The organism is Gordonia sp. G4 (assembly GCF_057770005.1).
Map to the genome: position 1 here is coordinate 3,905,311 of NZ_CM173442.1, position 19,786 is coordinate 3,925,096.

At 68.5% G+C, this 19,786-nt stretch carries 21 protein-coding genes; 13 read left to right on the forward strand and 8 right to left on the reverse strand.

Annotation, left to right across the window (positions count from 1 at the left end; all coding sequences use genetic code 11):
- Window positions 1-51: 51 nt before the first annotated feature.
- The gene (locus AC3B5T_RS17550; protein WP_044506521.1) at window positions 52-333 is read right to left on the reverse strand and encodes a hypothetical protein; all 282 of its coding nucleotides are present in this window, start codon (window positions 331-333) and stop codon (window positions 52-54) included.
- Between the two features lie 16 nt (window positions 334-349).
- Here AC3B5T_RS17550 and AC3B5T_RS17555 point away from each other — a divergent pair, with 16 nt between their 5' ends.
- Both AC3B5T_RS17555 and AC3B5T_RS17560 read left to right on the forward strand, forming a co-directional pair.
- Window positions 350-3,073, forward strand: a complete 2,724-nt coding sequence (locus AC3B5T_RS17555; protein WP_055474696.1) for an FtsK/SpoIIIE family DNA translocase — start codon at window positions 350-352, stop codon at window positions 3,071-3,073.
- A 221-nt stretch (window positions 3,074-3,294) separates the two neighbouring features.
- Window positions 3,295-4,335, forward strand: a complete 1,041-nt coding sequence (locus tag AC3B5T_RS17560) for a TerC family protein (RefSeq protein ID WP_055474695.1) — start codon at window positions 3,295-3,297, stop codon at window positions 4,333-4,335.
- A gap of 34 nt (window positions 4,336-4,369) precedes the next feature.
- On the opposite strand, the gene AC3B5T_RS17565 is transcribed toward AC3B5T_RS17560, so the two are convergent.
- Window positions 4,370-4,654, reverse strand: coding sequence for a YciI family protein (locus AC3B5T_RS17565; RefSeq protein WP_004021860.1), 285 nt, complete (start codon window positions 4,652-4,654; stop codon window positions 4,370-4,372).
- 2 nt (window positions 4,655-4,656) lie between these two features.
- Window positions 4,657-5,172: an amino-acid N-acetyltransferase gene (locus AC3B5T_RS17570; RefSeq protein WP_055474694.1), complete on the reverse strand. Its 516-nt coding sequence runs from the start codon at window positions 5,170-5,172 to the stop codon at window positions 4,657-4,659.
- Between the two features lie 188 nt (window positions 5,173-5,360).
- On the opposite strand from AC3B5T_RS17570, the gene pgsA reads away from it, so the two are divergent.
- The 7 genes from pgsA to AC3B5T_RS17605 all read left to right on the forward strand — a co-directional run bounded on the left by pgsA (window position 5,361) and on the right by AC3B5T_RS17605 (window position 10,741).
- Window positions 5,361-6,062 (forward strand): CDP-diacylglycerol--glycerol-3-phosphate 3-phosphatidyltransferase, encoded by a 702-nt coding sequence (pgsA, locus tag AC3B5T_RS17575; protein ID WP_010840836.1) that lies wholly within the window; start codon window positions 5,361-5,363, stop codon window positions 6,060-6,062.
- A gap of 142 nt (window positions 6,063-6,204) precedes the next feature.
- Window positions 6,205-6,582 carry a helix-turn-helix domain-containing protein gene (locus tag AC3B5T_RS17580; RefSeq protein ID WP_010840837.1) on the forward strand — a complete coding sequence of 126 codons (378 nt, stop codon included), beginning with the start codon at window positions 6,205-6,207 and terminating at the stop codon, window positions 6,580-6,582.
- 122 nt (window positions 6,583-6,704) lie between these two features.
- Window positions 6,705-7,520 carry a phage shock protein PspA gene (gene pspA, locus AC3B5T_RS17585; RefSeq protein ID WP_010840838.1) on the forward strand — a complete coding sequence of 272 codons (816 nt, stop codon included), beginning with the start codon at window positions 6,705-6,707 and terminating at the stop codon, window positions 7,518-7,520.
- Between the two features lie 29 nt (window positions 7,521-7,549).
- Complete coding sequence (locus AC3B5T_RS17590; protein ID WP_055474693.1) at window positions 7,550-8,758, forward strand: glycosyltransferase; 1,209 nt, start codon at window positions 7,550-7,552, stop codon at window positions 8,756-8,758.
- Window positions 8,749-8,943 carry a DUF3046 domain-containing protein gene (locus AC3B5T_RS17595; protein WP_055474692.1) on the forward strand — a complete coding sequence of 65 codons (195 nt, stop codon included), beginning with the start codon at window positions 8,749-8,751 and terminating at the stop codon, window positions 8,941-8,943. Before AC3B5T_RS17590 ends, AC3B5T_RS17595 begins: the two co-directional genes overlap by 10 nt.
- A gap of 197 nt (window positions 8,944-9,140) precedes the next feature.
- Complete coding sequence (recA, locus tag AC3B5T_RS17600; RefSeq protein WP_055474691.1) at window positions 9,141-10,184, forward strand: recombinase RecA; 1,044 nt, start codon at window positions 9,141-9,143, stop codon at window positions 10,182-10,184.
- 8 nt (window positions 10,185-10,192) lie between these two features.
- Window positions 10,193-10,741: a regulatory protein RecX gene (locus AC3B5T_RS17605; RefSeq protein WP_055474690.1), complete on the forward strand. Its 549-nt coding sequence runs from the start codon at window positions 10,193-10,195 to the stop codon at window positions 10,739-10,741.
- Between the two features lie 10 nt (window positions 10,742-10,751).
- Here the strand turns inward: AC3B5T_RS17605 and AC3B5T_RS17610 are convergent, their stop codons facing one another.
- From AC3B5T_RS17610 to AC3B5T_RS17625, 4 genes are read right to left on the reverse strand one after another with little or no spacing between them, the layout of a single operon-like run.
- Window positions 10,752-11,642 carry an amino acid ABC transporter permease gene (locus AC3B5T_RS17610; RefSeq protein ID WP_014926543.1) on the reverse strand — a complete coding sequence of 297 codons (891 nt, stop codon included), beginning with the start codon at window positions 11,640-11,642 and terminating at the stop codon, window positions 10,752-10,754.
- A complete protein-coding gene (locus AC3B5T_RS17615; protein ID WP_010840844.1) occupies window positions 11,639-12,316 on the reverse strand; it encodes an amino acid ABC transporter permease in 678 nt (225 codons plus the stop codon). The genes AC3B5T_RS17610 and AC3B5T_RS17615 overlap by 4 nt, the downstream gene beginning before the upstream one ends.
- Before the next feature lie 15 nt (window positions 12,317-12,331).
- Complete coding sequence (locus AC3B5T_RS17620; RefSeq protein WP_055474689.1) at window positions 12,332-13,324, reverse strand: glutamate ABC transporter substrate-binding protein; 993 nt, start codon at window positions 13,322-13,324, stop codon at window positions 12,332-12,334.
- 1 nt (window position 13,325) lies between these two features.
- Window positions 13,326-14,054 carry an amino acid ABC transporter ATP-binding protein gene (locus AC3B5T_RS17625; protein ID WP_197282737.1) on the reverse strand — a complete coding sequence of 243 codons (729 nt, stop codon included), beginning with the start codon at window positions 14,052-14,054 and terminating at the stop codon, window positions 13,326-13,328.
- 134 nt (window positions 14,055-14,188) lie between these two features.
- Between AC3B5T_RS17625 and miaB the strand changes: the two genes are divergently transcribed.
- Window positions 14,189-15,721 carry a tRNA (N6-isopentenyl adenosine(37)-C2)-methylthiotransferase MiaB gene (gene miaB, locus AC3B5T_RS17630; RefSeq protein ID WP_055474728.1) on the forward strand — a complete coding sequence of 511 codons (1,533 nt, stop codon included), beginning with the start codon at window positions 14,189-14,191 and terminating at the stop codon, window positions 15,719-15,721.
- A 21-nt stretch (window positions 15,722-15,742) separates the two neighbouring features.
- A complete protein-coding gene (locus AC3B5T_RS17635) occupies window positions 15,743-16,393 on the forward strand; it encodes an Rv2732c family membrane protein (RefSeq protein WP_231632631.1) in 651 nt (216 codons plus the stop codon).
- A gap of 21 nt (window positions 16,394-16,414) precedes the next feature.
- Here AC3B5T_RS17635 and AC3B5T_RS17640 read toward each other — a convergent pair whose 3' ends face one another.
- A complete protein-coding gene (locus AC3B5T_RS17640; protein ID WP_197282731.1) occupies window positions 16,415-17,830 on the reverse strand; it encodes a DUF349 domain-containing protein in 1,416 nt (471 codons plus the stop codon).
- A gap of 277 nt (window positions 17,831-18,107) precedes the next feature.
- Here AC3B5T_RS17640 and AC3B5T_RS17645 point away from each other — a divergent pair, with 277 nt between their 5' ends.
- Together AC3B5T_RS17645 and miaA are read left to right on the forward strand one after the other, a co-directional pair.
- The gene (locus AC3B5T_RS17645) at window positions 18,108-18,860 is read left to right on the forward strand and encodes a class III extradiol ring-cleavage dioxygenase family protein (RefSeq protein WP_055474686.1); all 753 of its coding nucleotides are present in this window, start codon (window positions 18,108-18,110) and stop codon (window positions 18,858-18,860) included.
- Window positions 18,857-19,777, forward strand: a complete 921-nt coding sequence (gene miaA, locus AC3B5T_RS17650) for a tRNA (adenosine(37)-N6)-dimethylallyltransferase MiaA (RefSeq protein ID WP_055474685.1) — start codon at window positions 18,857-18,859, stop codon at window positions 19,775-19,777. Before AC3B5T_RS17645 ends, miaA begins: the two co-directional genes overlap by 4 nt.
- Window positions 19,778-19,786 lie beyond the last annotated feature (9 nt).

Genomic DNA, 19,786 nt, shown 5'->3' on the forward strand with positions numbered 1-19,786 from the left:
CACGTACCCCGTTGTCCGTGTTGCCCGTGTGACTGATGTGATCGCTGCCCACTAGTCTGTCGGTATGGCTTCGAAGGCAAGCACGGGTACGCGCGCGTCCTCTTCGCGCGGCGCCGCCGGTTCTCCACGCGGGAGTTCGACGCGTGCCGGATCGGCGCGTGGTGGTTCGACGCGCGGGAGTTCGACAGCGAGCCGGCGCTCGACGAGCGGTGGGGCGAAGGGCGGGGGTTCGAAGAGCAACGGTTCGAAGAGCAGCGGTTCGACGGGCCGATCGAAGAGCGGGGCCTCGACGAGGTCGAAGGCCGGTGCGTCGCGGGGCAGCGCGCGGTCCAACCCACGTTCGGAGTCGGTGGATCTGCATCGTCGTTCCGTCGCCGCGGCCGGGGCGTCCGCGGTCGGCAAGGGCATCGGCGCCGGATGGTCGCTGTTCGCGCGTGGAGTCGGTAGTGCCGCCCGGGCGGGGTCGGGCGTCGGACGCGGACCGCGCACCGAAGTCGTCGGGGAGTTCGACGACATGGACGATGCCGACTTGGATCAGGACCTGGTCGACGACGACTCCGGGCCGGACGGGCGTGGCCGTCCCGGGGCCGGCGGTCACAGCCATCGGCGGGACGGCATTGCGCTCGGTCTGCTCGCCTTCGGACTGCTCGTCGGCGCCAGCGTCTGGTTCGGCGCGGCCGGTCCGGTGGGTGCGTTCATCGAGGCCCTCATCCGCGCGGTCATCGGCGCCGCGGCCGTGCTTGTCCCGATCGGTCTCCTCGCGCTCGCGATCATCTTGATGCGCCGCCCGGCCGCCCCGGAGCGTCGTGGACGCTACCTGGCCGGCGGGTTCCTGGTCGCTCTGCCGCTGCTCGGTCTGATGCACCTCATCGCCGGGGCACCGGTGGACCTCCCGGGCCGTTCCGAGGCGGCCGGGTTCGTCGGCTTCGCGGTCGGCACGCCGTTGACGGCGGGTGTCACCGCCTGGGTCTCCGTACCGATCCTGTTGCTGTGCATGGCTTTCGGTGTCCTCATCCTCAGCGGGCGGACCGTCCGCGAGGTCGTCGACGCGGCCGCCGGCTACCTCGGCCTCGGTATGGGGCACGACGACGCGCCCTGGGACGACGACGAATGGGATGCCGACGCGGAGAACTACGACAATCCCGACTTCGGCGATCCGACCGACGCCGACGCCGACGCCGACGCCGACGTCGACGCCGACCCGTGGGATTCCGGAGCGCTCGATTCGCGGTCCCGGCGCCGCCCGTATTCGTCGAACCCGTACGACAACTACCCGCCGGATTCGGCACCCGCGCGGACCGCGGGACGGACCTCCCGGCGCAAGCCCGCCGAGGTCGCCGACGTCACCCCGCTCGAGGAGGCCGTGACCGAGAATCTCGCGGACCCCACCGAGAGTGTCGCCGAGCAGGTCACCGAGGTGATCGCGCCGAGCCCCCGCTCGCGTGCCACCCCCGCCCGACGGGCGGCCGCGCGGCCCGCGCCGCGTCCCGCGCCCGAACCGGAGCCCCAGCGCGAACCCGAGCCCGACGACGCGATCGCCGACGACGAGGCATTCGTCCCGTCCGACCCGACGGCGGACGGAGACTACCGGCTGCCGCCGCCCGATCTGCTCCTCGAGGGCGATCCGCCCAAGATGGGCAGCAGCGCCAACGACGACATGATCGACCGGATGACCGGCGTGCTCGAGCAGTTCAAGATCGACGCCGCGGTCACCGGATACACCCGCGGACCGACCGTCACGCGGTACGAGATCGAGCTCGGTCCCGGCGTCAAGGTCGAGAAGATCACCGCCCTGCAGCGCAACATCGCCTATGCCGCCGCGACCGACAACGTCCGCCTGCTCGCTCCGATCCCCGGCAAGTCCGCGGTCGGCATCGAGGTCCCCAACTCCGACCGGGAGATGGTCCGGCTGGCGGACGTCCTGAACTCGCCGTCGACGCGGAAAGACAAGCACCCGTTGGTGATCGGGCTCGGCAAGGACATCGAGGGCGATTTCGTCAGCGCGAACCTGGCGAAGATGCCGCACCTTCTAGTCGCCGGTTCGACCGGCTCGGGCAAGTCGAGCTTCGTCAACTCGATGCTCGTGTCGCTCCTCAGCCGCGCGACCCCCGAGCAGGTGCGGATGATCCTCATCGACCCGAAGATGGTCGAACTCACCCCGTACGAGGGCATCCCGCACCTCATCACACCGATCATCACGCAACCCAAGAAGGCGGCCGCGGCCCTCGCATGGCTCGTCGAGGAGATGGAGCAGCGGTACCAGGACATGAAGGCGTCGCGGGTGCGACACATCGACGACTTCAACTCGAAGGTCCGATCCGGTGACATCACCACACCGCTGGGCAGCGAACGCGTCTACAAGCCGTATCCGTACATCCTCGCGATCGTCGACGAGCTCGCCGACCTGATGATGACCGCACCCCGGGACGTCGAGGACGCGATCGTGCGCATCACGCAGAAGGCCCGCGCCGCCGGCATCCATCTGGTGCTCGCGACGCAGCGACCGTCGGTCGACGTCGTCACCGGTCTGATCAAGACCAATGTGCCGTCGCGGCTGGCGTTCGCGACGTCGTCGTTGACCGACTCACGCGTCATCCTGGACCAGCCGGGCGCCGAGAAGCTGATCGGCATGGGCGACGGCCTCTTCCTGCCGATGGGTGCCAACAAGCCGATTCGCATGCAGGGTGCCTACATCACCGACGAGGAGATCGCGGCGGTCGTCGACTTCTCCAAGGAGCAGGCCGAGCCGGAGTACACCGAGGGTGTCACCGCGGCGAAGGCGGGCGACAAGAAGGACATCGACAGCGACATCGGCAACGACCTCGACGATCTGCTGCAGGCGATCGAACTGGTCGTGTCGAGCCAGTTCGGGTCGACGTCGATGCTGCAGCGCAAGCTGCGTGTCGGCTTCGCCAAAGCAGGCCGGTTGATGGACCTGATGGAGACCCGGGGAGTGGTCGGTCCGAGCGAGGGGTCGAAGGCGCGGGAGGTGCTCGTCAAGCCCGACGATCTCGCGGGTGTGATCGCCTCGATCACCGGCGGAGGCGACGAAACGGACACTTCCGACACCTGAGGCGGGCGTCTGACCAGGGGTTTCTGCGCGTCACCGGGAGTTTGTATAAGGTGACCAGAGATCCATGAGGGGAGTATCCCCAAAGCGGCGTTTCCGTCAATACGGTCACGGTCAGCGACGATGCCGATCATCGTCGCGGCCGGGGCCCGGAGCGTCGGCCCCCGTTCGGTGGGAGAGACCTCTGGCTCGTCAGCTCATGCTGCCTGCTGGAGGTTCTTGTAATGGATGTGTCCCTGTCCGTCTGGCTGATCACCTGTGCGGTGATCGTCGGACTGTTCGTGTTCGACTTCTTCACCCACGTGCGTGTGCCGCACGCCCCTTCGCTCAAAGAATCGGGCATCTGGTCGGCGGTGTACATCTCCATCGCCATCCTGTTCGGTCTGTTCGTCTGGTGGCAGTGGGGATCGACGTACGGCGGTGAGTACTTCGCCGGCTACGTCACCGAGAAGGCGCTCTCGGTGGACAACCTGTTCGTCTTCGTCATCATCATGGCGAAGTTCGCGGTGCCCAAGGAGTACCAGCAGAAGGTCCTCCTGCTCGGCATCCTGATGGCCCTGGTCATGCGCGGTATCTTCATCGCCGTCGGCGCGGCCGCGATCAACGCCTACAGCTGGGTGTTCTACCTGTTCGGCGCGTTCCTGATCTTCACCGCCGTCAAGCTGCTCCGCGAGAGCGACGACCCGGTCGAGCACGAGGAAGACCGCGAAACCCGCCTGGAGCGCTTCGTCAAGCGCTACCTGCGTACGCACGACAGCTACGACGGCGACAAGCTGTTCACCCGCGTGAACGGCAAGCGCCTCGCCACCCCGATGCTCATGGTCTTGATCGTCATCGGCTTCACGGACATCCTGTTCGCGCTCGACTCGATCCCGGCGATCTACGGCCTCACCTCCGAGCCCTACCTGGTCTTCACCGCCAACGCCTTTGCCCTGATGGGTCTGCGTCAGCTGTTCTTCCTCATCGGTGGGCTGCTCGATCGTCTGGTGTACCTGTCCATCGGCCTGTCGATCATCCTCGCGTTCATCGGCGTCAAGCTGGTGCTGCACGCCCTGCACGAGAACACCCTGTCGTTCATCAACGGAGGCGAGCATGTGGCCGTCCCCGAGATCTCGACCGGGTTGTCGTTGTCGGTGATCCTCGGCGTCCTGGTGATCACGACGGTGGCGAGCCTCATCAAGAGCCGCGGGGCGGCCAAGACGCCGCAGGTCGACTCCGCCGATGACTCGACCGATGCCCCGGTGCCGAAGTCGAAGGACGTCTGACCGCTCCGACCCCGACCGGCGGGTGGACGTGGGATCAGGCCGGGAACGGCCCGAACACCTGCGTCCACTCGTCGATGCGGATGGCATCGACGGCCTGATGTGCCTGGAACGGGTCGTTCGCCAGGAACGCCTCGGCTGCCTCGAGGTCGGCTGCCCGGATGACGATGAGTGCGCCCGAGCCGTCGGGGTAGGGGCCGGCGATCAGCACGTTGCCGGCCGAGTGCTCCTCGGCGAGCCACTCGCGGTGCAGCGGCCGGTGCTGATCGCGCAGCGCTGCCTTGGCGGGGCGGTAGGTGTACTGCACGGCGAAGAACGGCATTGTCACTCCTGCTCGATGGTTGCCAGCATCCTGGTGTTGCCCAGGGTGTTGGGTTTGACATAGCTGAGGTCGAGGAACTCCGCGACGCCGGTGTCGTAGGACCGGCACATCTCCTCGAAGACCTCCCGCGTGACGGGAGTGCCCTGGATCTCGACGAAGCCGTGCCGCCCGAAGAAGGCCGTCTCGAAAGTCAGCACGAAGACACGGGAGAGCTGGAGATCGCGCGCGACCGCCATGAGGCGGTCGACGAGGAGGTGGCCGACGCCCCGCCCGGCGTGCGCGCTGTCGACGGCGACGGTGCGGACCTCGCCGAGATCGGCCCAGAGCACGTGCAGCGCACCGCAACCGACGACCACCCCGCCGACGTCGGCGACCCAGAACTCCTGGACGGACTCGTAGAGCGTGACGAGATTCTTCTCCAGGAGGATCTTGCCGGCGTACTGATCGATCAGTTCCTTGATCCGCGGGACGTCGGAGGTGCGCGCACGACGGATGACGACGTGTTCGGCGGGGGACATGGGAAATCACCTTAGTCCTGTCCGCCGCGGGCGCTCGTCGGCGCGACGCGGACCGCGTCGTCGGCACCGACGCGTGCGCGCTGGGCCGACCTGTGCACCGCGTCCCCGGGGCCTGCCGATACCCTGATGGGCGTGTACATGAGAACCGCCCTGAACTGCGGCACGACGCCGCGATCGGGGGCGGGTTCATGACCGACCGGATCAGGCGGGCCGTCGACGAGAAGGGTATCGCCAACGTCGGCCGCGGGCCCGATCACATCACCGACCCGGTCGACCCGGTTCCGGTGGTCAACATCGCCAACGCGCTCACGGTGTTCCGGATCATCCTGGTCCCGGTGTTCCTCGTGGCGCTGTTCATGGATTCCGGCGAGTCGACGCTGTGGCGCGCGGTCGCGACGATCGTCTTCGGCGTCGCCGCGCTGACCGACCGCTACGACGGGATGATCGCCCGACAGCGTGGCCTGATCACCGACTTCGGGAAGCTGGCCGACCCGATCGCGGACAAGGCACTCATCGGCGGCGCGCTCGTCGGACTCTCGACGCTCGGCATCTTGCCGTGGTGGGTGACCGTGGTGATCGTGGCGCGCGAGTTGTGGGTGACCGCGCTGCGCTTCTGGGTGTTGCGGCACAAGGTGATCCCGGCCAGCCGGGGCGGCAAACTGAAGACCCTGCTGCAGGCGCTGGCCATCGGCCTCTATCTGCTCCCGCTGGGCGGCCCGTGGCAACTCGCCGCCGACATCCTCATGGGACTCGCGGTCGTGGTGACCATCTACACCGGGCTCGACTACACCTGGCAGGCGATCAAGGTCCGGTCCGACAGCGCTGATCGGCGACCCCGACCGTCTGAGCCGCCTCGACGTCCTGTGGGAGGAACCGGCGGCGGTCGCTGAGTTCGACTATCGTCGACCAGACGGTACTGCGAAGGCCCAGCGGTGTCGCGGGAACTCGTCGACGCCGCGGAGCGTTGGGTAGGGAAGCAGACGCGCCGCCGTGAGGTGGGCGCGGCGAGATGTGCAGTAGGGAGGAGACTCGATGGCGAAGCTCTTACGCGAGGCGCTCGGCGACAGCCTGCGTCGGGTCCGCACGCAGCAGGGCCGAACCTTGCGCGAGGTGTCCACCGGAGCGCGAGTGAGCCTGGGGTACCTCTCGGAAGTCGAGCGCGGCCAGAAGGAGGCGTCGAGCGAACTGCTCGCCGCGATCTGCGACGCTCTCGACGTGGAGATCGCCGACCTGCTCCTCGACGTCGGCAGTGCGATGCGTCCGGCGGGTGCCGAACCGGTCGTGGTCGGTGCCGAGCCGATGGGCGAGGCCACCGGGGTGGACGCGGTCGAAGCCGGACTCACCGCCACGAAGGTCGTCATCCCCGCTCCGGCCGGCAGGCGCGACGCCACGGCTCTCGCGGCTGCCTGACCCCCGACCCGTCCGAAGGACGCCGGTTGCACCATCCGAACGACGACACCGATTCAACGGGGACTCACAGACGCTAGATTGGTCACCAGAGTTCTCAGACCCCGGAATGGAGTACGACGAGCATGGCGAACCCGTTCGTGAAGTTGTGGCGCTACCTCTCAGCACTCGGCAACGCGAAGATCGACGAGCACGCTGACCCGAAGGTGCAGATCCAGCAGGCGATCGAGGACGCCCAGCGTCAGCATCAGGCGTTGTCGCAGCAGGCGGCATCGGTGATCGGCAACCAGCGCCAGCTCGAGATGAAGCTGAACCGGCAGCTCGAGGACATCGAACGGTTGCAGGCCAACACGCGGCAGGCACTGACTCTTGCCGACCAGGCCGCCGCCGCGGGCGACACCCAGAAGGCGACCGAGTACACCAACGCCGCCGAGGCGTTCGCGGCCCAGCTGGTGACCGCCGAGCAGAGCGTGGAAGACCTCAAGTCGCTGCACGATCAGTCGCTGCAGGCCGCGGATCAGGCCAAGAAGGCCGTCGAGCGCAACGCGATGATCCTGCAGCAGAAGCTGTCCGAGCGTTCGAAGCTGCTCAGCCAGCTCGAGCAGGCGAAGATGCAGGAGCAGGTCTCGGCCTCGCTCAACCAGATGAGCGAACTGTCGGTGCCCGGCAACACGCCGAGCCTCGATCAGGTTCGCGACAAGATCGAGCGGCGCTACGCGAACGCGCTCGGCTCGGCCGAACTCGCCAAGAACTCCGTCCAGGGTCGCATGCAGGAGGTCGAGCAGGCCGGGGTCCAGATGGCCGGGCACTCCCGCCTCGAACAGATCCGCGCCAGCATGCGCGGTGACGCGCTGCCCTCCGCCGGTGCCACCGCACCCGGCCTGCAGAAGCCCGCGACCCAGGCCGCGCCGCCGACCACCGAACCACCCCAGCAGAACTGACGCATCCCGGACGCGCGCACGGTGAACCCGTGCGCGTCGCGATAGTCGCCGGTTCCGATGCCGGGCACGCATTCCCGGCCTTCGCACTGGCCGAACGGTTCCGCGCGGCCGGCGATGCGCCGACCGTGTTCACCTCCCTCGGATGGTCGGATGCCGCGCGACGCCGGGGCATCGACATCGCCGATCTCCCCGGATTACGTGCGGAGGACTCCGACGACGACACCGACGCGGGCGCCAAGCTGAGCGTCCGCGCCGCGCGCATGGCCCGGCAACTGGTCGAACCACTGCGTGCGACAGGCACCGAGGTCGTCATCTCCGACGTCATCACGGTCGGCGGCGGCTGGGCGGCCCAGCTGTGTGGCCTGCCGTGGATCGAGCTGTCGCCGCACCCGCTGTACCGGCCGTCCCGGGGACTCCCGCCGATCGGTTCCGGACTCGAACCGGGCCGCGGCGTCGGCGGTCGGCTGCGGGACACGCTGATGCGGGCCGCCACCGCATCCTCGATCCGGCAGGGCGAACGGCAGCGCCGTATCGCCCGTCGTTCCATCGGACTGGGCGAGCTCGACGCGGAACCGTCGGCGCGTCTGATCGCCACCCTGCCCGGGCTCGAGGTGTCGCGTCCGGACTGGCCGGCGGACGCCCATCTCATCGGCCCGCTGGTGTGGGAGCCGACCGACGAGCTCTTCTCCGTACCACCCGGCGACGGCGACAGTCCTCTCGTCGTCGTCGCACCGTCGACCGCGCACACCGGTGCCGCCGACATGCTCGGCGTGGCGCTCGACGCGCTGTCGCCGGGGTCGCTGGGCCGGACGGTTCGGGTGGTGGTCTCCGGGCTGCGGAGCCCCGCCGACGCCGATCTCGCGCGGTTCGACGGTGAGCTGATCACCGCCGGGCCGGGCAGGCAGGACGAGGTGCTCACGCACGCGGATGTGCTGATCTGCGGCTCCGGGCACGGGATCCTCGCCAAGGCGATGCTGGCCTCGGTGCCGGTCGTGGCAGTGCCCGGCGGGGGCGATCAGTGGGAGCTCGCCACTCGTATCCGACGTGCCGGCGCGGGCCGGGTGGTGCGCCCGGTCACCACGGCCGCCGTCGCCGAGGCCGTGCGCGCGGTGCTCGACGATCCGGCGCATGCACGTGCGGCGGGTGTGATCGGGGACTCGGTGACCGACGTCGTCGACCCGGTGGCGGTCGCGCGCCGCGTCGTGGGGTCGTCACCTAGGCTGGACCCGTGCGTCTGACCGAGTTCACCGAGCTGATGACCGCCGAATTCGGTGTGCCCTCGGCGGATTCGATCCTGACCGATCACATCCTGATCGATGTCGGCGGACGCACCGGCGCCCAGGCGATCGACGACGGGGTCGACCCGCGCGACGTCTGGATCGCGATCTGCCGCGACTTCGACGTGCCGCGCCATCGCTGGTGACACGCCCCGCGTGTCACACTTGCCATCGAACAGGTGTTCGTCCATTCTGGTGGCCAGAGGTGAACATCAGACGGAACCGCACGGGCCGCGTCTGCGTCTGAAGAGTTGTCGGACCCACCGGCTACCTTCATCCCATGAACGCCCGGACCGCACAGACCGCCCGCCGGAAATCCGGCTCACAACCGAGGAGAACTCCCATGGCACCTGCGCCCCAAGACCGCGAGAAGGCTCTCGACCTCGCCCTCGCGCAGATCGACAAGAATTTCGGCAAGGGCTCGGTGATGCGGCTCGGCGAGGAGACCCGTCAGCCGATCGAGATCATCCCCACCGGATCGATCGCCCTCGACGTCGCCCTCGGTATCGGCGGGCTGCCCCGCGGCCGCGTCGTGGAGATCTACGGTCCGGAGTCCTCGGGTAAGACGACCGTCGCCCTGCACGCGGTGGCCAATGCTCAGGCGCAGGGCGGCATCGCCGCGTTCATCGACGCCGAGCACGCACTCGATCCCGACTACGCCGCCAAGCTCGGCGTCGACACCGACGCGCTCCTGGTGTCCCAGCCCGACACCGGTGAGCAGGCGCTCGAGATCGCGGACATGCTGATCCGTTCCGGCGCGCTCGACATCCTGGTCATCGACTCGGTGGCCGCGCTGGTCCCGAAGGCCGAGATCGAGGGCGAGATGGGCGACAGCCACGTCGGTCTGCAGGCCCGTCTGATGAGCCAGGCGCTGCGCAAGATGACTTCCGCGCTGAGCCAGTCGAAGACCACCGCGATCTTCATCAACCAGCTGCGCGAGAAGATCGGCGTCATGTTCGGTTCGCCCGAGACCACCACGGGCGGAAAGGCATTGAAGTTCTACTCCTCGGTGCGCCTCGATGTCCGTCGGATCGAGACCCTGAAGGACGGAACCGAGGCGGTCGGAAACCGCACGCGCGTGAAGGTCGTCAAGAACAAGGTCGCGCCGCCGTTCAAGCAGGCCGAGTTCGACATCCTCTACGGCCAGGGCATCAGCAAGGAGGGTTCGCTGATCGACATGGGCGTCGCGGAGGGCTTCATCCGCAAGTCCGGCTCGTGGTTCACCTACGAGGGCGATCAGCTCGGCCAGGGCAAGGAGAACGCCCGTAAGTTCCTGCTCGAGAACATCGACATCCGCGACGAGATCGAGAAGAAGATCAAAGAAAAGCTGGGCATCGGCGCCACAGTCGACGCCGATGACATCGCCCCGGCTCCGGTGGAGTTCTGAGGCAGGTCTTGAGCGAGGCATCGGACCCCGAGCAGACGCGCAGGCGTCGGGACAGCGATCCCGACCGCAAGGGACCCAGCGCATGGGACTCGGCACTGCGGCTGCTCGGGGTCCGTGCGCGTTCTCGCAACGAGATGCGGGAACGGTTGATGCGCAAGGGTTTCGAGGCCGACGTCGTCGATGAGGTGATGGCCCGCCTGGAGCGGCACAACCTGCTCGACGACGAGGAGTTCGCCTCCGAGTGGGTGCGGTCCCGTCACCTCAACTCCGGCAAGGGACGTCTGGCGTTACGGCACGAGCTGCGCACCAAGGGCGTCGACGAATCGATCATCTCCGAGGCGCTCGCCGACATCGACCCCGACGATGAACGGACCATCGCGTCCGGGCTGGTGGCCCGCAAACTCACGCCCTCGGTCGTCGACCGCATCGGTGATGATCGCGCCGAACGCGACAAGGCCATGCGCCGGCTCGTCGGGATGCTGGTGCGGCGCGGCTACTCCCAGTCCCTCGCCTTCGAGGTCGTCGGGGAGGCGCTCAGCGCGCTACGCAGCGGCTGAGCGCCTCGGGTCACCTACCGGTCGGCAGGTTCTCCGACGCGGCGAGTTCCGTCGCCTCCGGGTCCGCGGTCGGTCCGGACGATCGGCGCCCCTGCCGAAGCCGGCGTTCGAGAGCGGTGGCGAAGGTCGAGAGCCCGAAGTTGATCAGGATCATGATGATGGCGACGACGATCAGCGCGGGGATGTAGTTGCCGTAGCGCGATGCCGAGAGCAGGCCGCTGCGCACCACCTCGGAGTACCCGATGATGTAGCCCAGTGCGCTGTCCTTCAACGCCACGACCATCTGCGAGATCAGGGCAGGCATCATCGCGGTGATCGCCTGTGGCAGAAGGACGATACGCATCATCTGGCTCTTGCGCAGACCCAGCGCCATCGACGCCTCGGTCTGTCCCTTGGGCAGCGAGTTGATACCCGACCGCAGGATCTCGGCCATGACCGACCCGTTGTACAGGGTGAGGCCGGTGACCACGGCCGCGAATGCCAGTGCCGACGACGGGAAGATGCCGTAGATGGCGAACAGGAACCAGGTGAACACCATCAGGATCAGCACCGGGATGGCGCGGAAGACCTCGACGAACAACCCCGCGAGGGTCCGCACCCACAGATGGTCGGAGAGCCGGCCGATGCCGAGGACGGCACCGAGCAGCAGCGACAGCACGATGGACACCGCTGCGGCCGCCAGGGTTCGCCACAGTCCCGGCAGGATGTAACCGGTCCAGGTGCTCCAGGTGACGAACGGCGACCACTTCTCCGCGGTGAACTGTTCGTTGGCGGCGAGGACGGCGATCACATAGATCGCGATCGCGGCCAGAATCGCGAGAAAGCCGATGGCCAGCAGGCGATTTCGAGCCCGGGCGCGTGGCCCCGGGACGTCGTAGAGGACGCTCGAGTCGGCGCTCATCGTTTCACCGCCAGTCGCTTGGCGAGGTAGCCGAAGACGGCACCCTCGCTGAGTGTGATGATCATGAATCCGACCGCGATGACGCCGAAGATGACGAACAGCTGATCGGAGTAGGTCTCGATCTCGGTCTTCATCAGCGCCGCCGCCTCGGCGACGCCGATCACCGACGCGACCGTGGTGTTCTTGGTGAGCGCGATCAGGACGCTGCCCAGCGGGCCGATCACCGACCGGATCGCCTGCGGCAGCACGATGATCCCGAAGACCTGGGTGAACGACAGACCGAGGGACCGAGCGGCTTCGGCCTGGCCGAGCGGGACCGTGTTGAAGCCCGACCGCAATGTCTCACAGACGAACGTCGAGGTGTACAGGACGAAGGCCAGCACGGCGAGCCAGAAGTTGTTCGACTCGATCGTCGGCGCGAACGTGAGTCCCAGGTTCTGGTACAGGCCGATCGCACAGAACAACACCACCAGTGTCAGCGGTGTGTTGCGGACGATGTTCACATAGACCTCGGCGAACCCGCGCATCACCGGCACGGGGGAGACCCGCATGGCCGCGAGGATCGTGCCCCAGACCAGCGAGCCGATCGCCGAGTAGAAGGTCAGCTGGATGGTCACCCAGAAGGCGGGCCACAGCTCTGGACCCATGCTCTCCCACAGAGAGACGTCATTCATCGGTTGCTCCGTCGTTCACTGGAGCCCGGGCGGGCACGGTGTGGAGGGCGAGTCGAGGAAGTCGAGGTCGCCGGGGTCGGGCAGGTACGGGAACTTCGAGTCCGGCCGGTCCGCGCGGGCGATGATCTCGTCCACGTACGGGTTGCCGAGTGCCTTGCGCAGCGCGGCGTTCCACGCGGACTCGCCGTCGACCGCAGGCGCGAGCATGGCGTCGAGAGCCTTGTTCACGGCCTCCTGGGACGCGGTGTCGTCCAGGGCGAGCCCCACGCCGTAGCGCTCGGTCGAGAACGGGCTGCCCGCGGTCTTCAGGGCATCCTTGACGCAGGCGTCCTTGAGGTAGGTCATCTCGACGAGCTTGAACTCGCCCTCCCAGAAGTTGGAGTAACCGGCCAGGATCGCCTCATCGGTGGTCACCGCGTCGACCTTGTCGCGGCGCAGCGCCTCGACGCACGCCGAATAGGAGTCGTATTCCTGCAACTGGACCGCGGGCAGCTGTGCCTTCACGTTCTGCGCCGGCGTCGAGCCGGTCACCGAACAGAGCTTCTTGCCCTTGTCGAGGTCGGCGAGCTGGTCGATCGAGGTGTCGTCGGCGCGCACCATCAGACCCTGGTAGGTGACGAGATACGGGCCGCCGAAGGACACCTTCTTCGAGCGGGCGGCGTTGATCGAGTACGTCGCCGCGATCAGGTCGACCTCGCCGTTGTCGATCATCGCCTCGCGTCGTGCCGACGGCGTCTCGCGCCAGGTGACCTCCGGATGGGGGACACCGAGGTCGTCGGCGATGTGGTTGACGACATACCGCGACACCGAGGCGTCGAATCCCTCGACGTTGCCGTCCGGTTCGTACAGACCGAGACCCGGCTGATCGAACTTCACGCCCAGCACGACCGAGCCCTCGCGGATGGAGTCGAGCAGGTTGCGGGGTTCGGTGCTGCCACACGCCGACAGCACGGTGGCGAGCAGCGCGCCGACTGCCAGGATCAACCCGGCCGTGCGTACCTGTCTCATGTCAGTGCCCCAGGATCTTGCCGAGGAAGTCCCGGGCGCGATCGGTCGAGGGATTGCTGAAGAAGGTCTCCGGGTCGGAGTCCTCGATGATCGCCCCGTCGGCCATGAAGATGATGCGGTCGGCGGCCTTGCGCGCGAAGCCCATCTCGTGGGTCACCACCACCATCGTCATGCCCTCTTTCGCGAGGGACACCATCACGTCGAGCACCTCGTTGACCATCTCCGGGTCGAGCGCGGAGGTCGGCTCGTCGAACAGCATGATCTTGGGGTCCATCGCCAGCGAGCGGGCGATCGCCACCCGCTGCTGCTGGCCGCCGGAGAGCTGGGCGGGATACTTGTCCTTCTGACTGGCGATGCCGACCCGCTCGAGCAGTTCGAGCGCGCGCTTGCCGGCCTCGTCCTTGCTCTTCTTGCGCACCTTGATCGGTGCGAGGGTGACGTTGTCGAGAATCGTCTTGTGCGAGAAGAGGTTGAAGGACTGGAAGACCATGCCGACATCGGCTCGGAGCCGGGCGAGATCCTTGCCCTCGGCGGGCAGGACCTCACCCTCGACGAGGATCTCACCGCCGTCGATCGGCTCGAGGCGGTTGATCGTGCGGCAGAGGGTGGACTTGCCCGACCCGGAGGGTCCGAGGACCACCACGACCTGACCGGCGGGGACCTCGAGATCGATGTCCTTGAGGACGTGCAACGACCCGAAGTGCTTCTGCACCCCGCGCATCGTGATCATCGGCTCGGACCCAGGGTCCGCGGACTTCCTCGGCGAAATGGTCATTGCCGAACCCTATCCGCCGACCTGCGTACGGGTGTCCTGTGGGAGTCGATTTGCCTGCGCCCCGTACCCTCGTAAGGGTGAGTATCGAGTTGTCGGATCGGCCTGAGCAGGCAGCACCCGCCGCGCGTAGCTATCAGGTTCGCACCTACGGCTGCCAGATGAACGTCCACGATTCCGAGCGGATCGCCGGTCTCCTCGAGGACGCGGGGTACGTGCGCGCCGCCGAGGACGACGCCGCCGATCTCGTCGTCTTCAACACCTGCGCGATCCGCGAGAACGCCGACAACAAGCTGTACGGCAACCTGTCTCATCTCGCGCCGGTCAAGTCGGACCGGCCGGGCATGCAGATCGCCGTCGGTGGATGCCTCGCCCAGAAGGACAAGGACACCGTGCTGTCGCGGGCGCCGTGGGTCGACGTCGTGTTCGGCACGCACAACATCGGATCGCTGCCCGCGCTGCTCGATCGTGCCCGCCACAACGACGCCGCCCAGGTCGAGATCCTCGATGCGCTCGAGCGGTTCCCGTCGACCCTTCCGGCCAAGCGGGACTCCGCCTACTCGGGCTGGGTGTCGGTGTCGGTCGGGTGCAACAACACCTGCACGTTCTGCATCGTGCCGTCGCTGCGTGGCAAGGAGGTCGACCGCCGGCCGGGTGAGGTGCTCGCCGAGGTGCAGGCCCTCGTCGACCAGGGCGTCGTCGAGGTGACCCTGCTCGGCCAGAACGTGAATGCCTACGGCATGTCCTTCGCCGACCCCGACCAGCCCCGCAATCGCGGTGCCTTCGCCGAGCTGCTGCGCGCGTGCGGTGACATCGAGGGGCTCGAACGCGTCCGGTTCACCTCCCCACATCCCGCCGAGTTCACCGACGATGTGATCGAGGCGATGGCGCAGACGCCGAACGTGTGTCCGCAACTGCACATGCCGCTGCAGTCCGGGTCGGATCGGATCCTGCGTGCGATGCGCCGCAGCTACCGGCAGACGAAGTTCCTGGGCATCCTCGACAAGGTCCGCGAGGCCATGCCGCATGCGGCGATCACGACCGACATCATCGTCGGGTTCCCCGGCGAGACCGAGGAGGACTTCCAGGCCACCCTCGACGTCGTGGAGCGGGCCCGCTTCTCGAGTGCGTTCACCTTCCAGTACTCGCCTCGCCCCGGCACCCCCGCCGCGACGATGGCCGACCAGGTCCCGCCCGACGTGGTCGCCGACCGCTACCGCAGGCTCATCGCGTTGCAGGAGCGGATCTGCCTGGCGGAGAACGAGGCACTGGTCGGGACCGAGGTGGAGTTGCTCGTCGTCGCCGACGAGGGGCGCAAGTCGGCGAAGACACAGCGCATGACCGGCAGGGCCCGCGACGGCCGGCTGGTGCACTTCGCACCTGGCACGGCGTCGGGCATCCGCCCCGGCGACATCGTGCACACGCAACTCACCGCGGCCGCGCCGCACCATCTGATCGCCGATTCAGGCGTCCTCGCGCATCGCCGGACCCGCGCAGGTGACGCGCACGAACAGAGCCGCACCCCTACCACCGCGCCCGTCGGCGTCGGGCTCGGACTGCCGGGGGTCGGTGCCCCCGCTCCGGTGCCGGCCGACGCCGGTTGCGGCAGTGCCTGTGGCAGCTGACCATCATTTCGAAGTGAGGCGATGACCATGTCCGACCCCGATAAGAAGCCCGAGCCCGAGAGCATCTCCGGCCCCGAGAACAAGGCCGACACCGAGAAGTCGACGTTCGCGGAGTACGAGAGCGACCTGCGCAAGGCCGAACGCCGGGTGGCCGGCGAGATCGATCCGGGAGCACGGGCGGTCGTCGTCGCCGTGGCCGTCGTCCTCGCCATGGTGTCGATGGTGTTGCCGCACACCGGATCGGTCACCGGCCTCGACGTCCTCACCTTCACGCCCGAGGCGGCCGCCGAGCGCGTCACGATCGTGTCGAGGATCTTCGTCTACCTGGTGACGATCTTCGGAATCGTCGTCTCGATGCTCGCGCTGCTGACCCGGCGCTGGTTCCTGGCCTGGATCGCCCTGTGCGGGTGCGCCATCGCGTGCGTCGCCGGGATGCTGGCGTGGTGGTCGCGCAACACCCCGGGCGTCGGCGGCATCGAGCCGCCGTCGGGCGTCGGCATCGGTCTCGTGCTGGGCTGGATCGCGGTCTTCGTGCTCACGTTCCACTGGTCGCGCGTGGTGTGGGCCCGGAGCTCCTACCAGCTCGCGCTCGAGGACGAACGGCGTCGCCAGGCCGCCGAGCAGGAGGCCTACGCCGCGGCGCTCTACCACAAGAAGCCACACCAGCCCTGACCCGGCGAACGCCGGTCCGGCTCAGCGGTCGGTGACGGCGTTCTCCGCGGCGTCGGCCCACTCGCGCCACTGCGCCGCCTGGTCGCGTAGCTTCGCGGCGTCGCGGTCCTTGCCGCGTTCGGCGGCCTTGCGTGCCTGGTCCTCGAGCTGAGCGGCGCGGTCGGCGAACTGCGCCGCACGCGCCAGCGCCTCGGGATCGGTGCGCTGCCACTGCGCGTCCTCGGCGTCGCGGATGCGCTTCTCCAGCGCCCGCGCACGGGCCTCGAGGCTGTGCATCTGGTCACGTGGGACCTTGCCGAGTTCGTCCCACTGGTCGCGGAACGACCGGAACTCGCGCCGGGCGGCGTCGAGGTCGGCAGCCGGGTCGATGGCCTTCTCGGCGGCGTCGAGCAGCGCGATCTTGGCGGTCGCATTCGCGCTGAACTCCGCGTCGCGTTCCGACGACGCCGCGTTGCGAGCTCCGAAGAACACGTCCTGGGCGGCCTTGAACCGCTGCCACAGTGCCTCGTCGGTGTCGCGCGGTGCGCGGCCGGAGGCCTTCCACTCGGCGAGCAATTCCCGGAACTTCGCCGAGGTCGGACCCCAGTCGGTCGAGCCGGACAGTTCCTCGGCTCGCGCGATCAGCGCCTCCTTGCGTTCCTTCGCACCGGCGCGCTCCCGATCGAGTTCGGCGAAATGCGCACCGCGCCGGCGGTTGAAGGCGTCGCGCGCCTTCGCATAGCGCTTCCACAGCGCGTCGTCGGTCTTGCGGTCGACGCCCTTGATCGACTTCCACTCGTCGAGGATCTCGCGCAGGCGGTCGCCGGCACTCTTCCAGTTGGTCGCGTCGGCGCCGATCTGTTCGGCCTCGGTGGCGAGGACTTCCTTGCGGGCGACGGCATCGGCCCGGGTCTTCTCGCGTTCGGCGCGGATCGTCTCGGCCACCTCATCGGCGCTGCCGACGATGGCCTCGAGCCGGCGCTGCAGCGCGGCGACGTCACCGATGACGTGCGCGTTGGGCAGCCCTTCGAGCAGGTGCTTGGCGGCGCCCTGCGCCTTGCGCGGATCGCCCGACCGTGCGGTGAGCCGTTCCTCGAGGATTTCGACCTCGGTGGCGAGATCGTCGAACCGGCGTCCGAAGTGCGCGAGTCCCTCTTCGACCGTGCCGGCCTGCCACGAACCGATCTCACGTTCCCCGTCGTCGGTCTTCAGCCACACGACACCCGATTCGTCGATCCGGCCGAAGCGGTGCGGATCGGCGGTGACGAGGTGCGTGACGACCGGCTCTGACGCGACGCCCGGTCGCGGACCGGGTTTGGGGCGCGGACCGGGTTTCGGTGAGGGCGGCGGTGCGCTCTGGCTTGTCGGCTGGCTTGCCGACGTTGCCTCCGTATCGGGTGACGTTCCGGTCGGGGCTGACGATTCGGTCGCGGGTGCCGATTCGGTCGGGTTGGTCATCTGCACGTGTCCTGCCGCTCTGTGGTGCCGCGCGTCACGGCTGCCGGTCGCTGGAGTCGATCCTCGCTGGGCATCCGATGCCCCGCGATCGCCGACGAGTACCGTTCCATTCAAGCAGTTCAGGCCCGTCGATGTGGCGTCCGTGCCGAGTTTGTGGGTCGCGGAGCGAGCGGGCCGAAAGTTCCGGCGCCGGGAGCGGAGCGAGCGGGCCGAGTGTCACGGCGCCGGGAGCGGAGCGAGCGGGCCGAGTGTTCTCGACTAGCGTCGTGGTGTGCTTGTGGCCGTCGTCTTCGTTCCGAGTGCTCCGCTGCTCGTTCCCGAATTGGCCGGTCCGGCCGCGTCCGACACCGAACCGGTGCGTCGGGCCGTGCTCGACGCGGTCGCAGGCGTGGGCGAGCTCGGTGTCGACCGATGGGTGGCTCTGGGGACCGCCGACGAGGCGACCCCCGGCAGCGTCGGCGAGCCGGTGCGAGGGACCTTTGCGCGTTTCGGTGTCGACATCCCCGTCATCACGGACACCGAAGCCACAACGGAAACGGCGGTCGACGGCGCGACGCGCCGGATGAGCCTGTCGGTCCTCATCGCCGGCTGGGTCGCCCAGCGGATGTCACTCGGCCCGCTGCGCGTGTGCAGCGTCGGGTCGACGACGCCGCCCGCGGACTGCGTGGCGCTGGGTACGGAACTGTCCGCGCGCCTCGACGACGCGACCGAGCGGGTCGGGGTCCTCGTGGTGGGTGACGGATCGACCGCGCTGACGGACAAGGCCCCCGGCGGGGGTCGTCGGGAATCCGCCGTGGAGCTGAACGACGCGGTCGTCGTCGCGCTCGCTTCGGCGGACACGACTGCGCTGGCGGCGCTCGATCCGCAGGAGTGCGATGCCGAGGGCGTCGGTGGCCGGGTCGCGTGGCAGGTGGCGGCCGGGCTCGTCGCTGACCGGCCGGTCCGGGCGGAGCTCGACTTCGCCGACGCGCCCTTCGGGGTCGGGTACGTGGTCGCGAGGTGGACCGTCGAGAACGGCAAGCGCCGGTGAGTACGCCGCCCGTGCCCATCGCGGTCGTCGGCCCCACGGCCGGTGGCAAGTCCGACCTGGCCCTCGACCTGGCCGAACGGCTCGGCGGGGAGATCGTCAACATCGACGCCATGCAGCAGTACCGCGGTATGGACGTCGGGACCGCCAAGCTCCCGCCCGGTGAGCGCCGCGGCATCCCGCACCATCAGCTCGATGTGCTCGACGTGACCGAGGTGGCGACCGTCGCGCGCTATCAGGAGGCCGCACGCGCCGACGTCGACCGGTTGCGCGCCGCGGGGCGGGTTCCGGTGATCGTCGGCGGATCGATGATGTACGTCCAGGGACTCCTCGACGACTGGCAGTTCCCGGCGACCGACCCCGAGGTCCGCCGACGCTACGAGGACATGCTCGACGAGCGGGGAGTGGGCGCGATGCACCGGTTGCTCGCCTCGGTCGACCCGGCCGCTGCGGCGACCATCCTCGACACCGACGCTCGCCGTATCGTGCGGGCGCTCGAGGTGGTCGAGTTGACCGGTGCGCCCTTCTCCGCGTCACAGCCCGTGATCGGCGAGCCGCGCTGGGGCACGATCATCCTCGCCCTCGACCGGGACACCGAGGAACTCGACGACCGGATCCGGCGGCGCACTCGGGCGATGTTCGAGCAGGGCCTCGTCGACGAGGTGGAGGATCTCTGTTCCCGCGGTCTGCGGGAGGGACGCACCGCGTCCCAGGCCATCGGCTACAAGCAGGTGCTCGCGGCCCTCGACGGCGAGTACGACCTCGCGCAGGCCGAGGAACTGACGTTCATCGGCACCCGGCGGTATGTCCGTCGGCAGCGGTCGTGGTTCCGGCGCGATCATCGGGCCGTGTGGCTCGACGCCGCCGCACCCGACCTCCTCGACCGAGCGCTGCGTGTCGTCGACCCCGACGCCCCGTAGGCTGTTCAG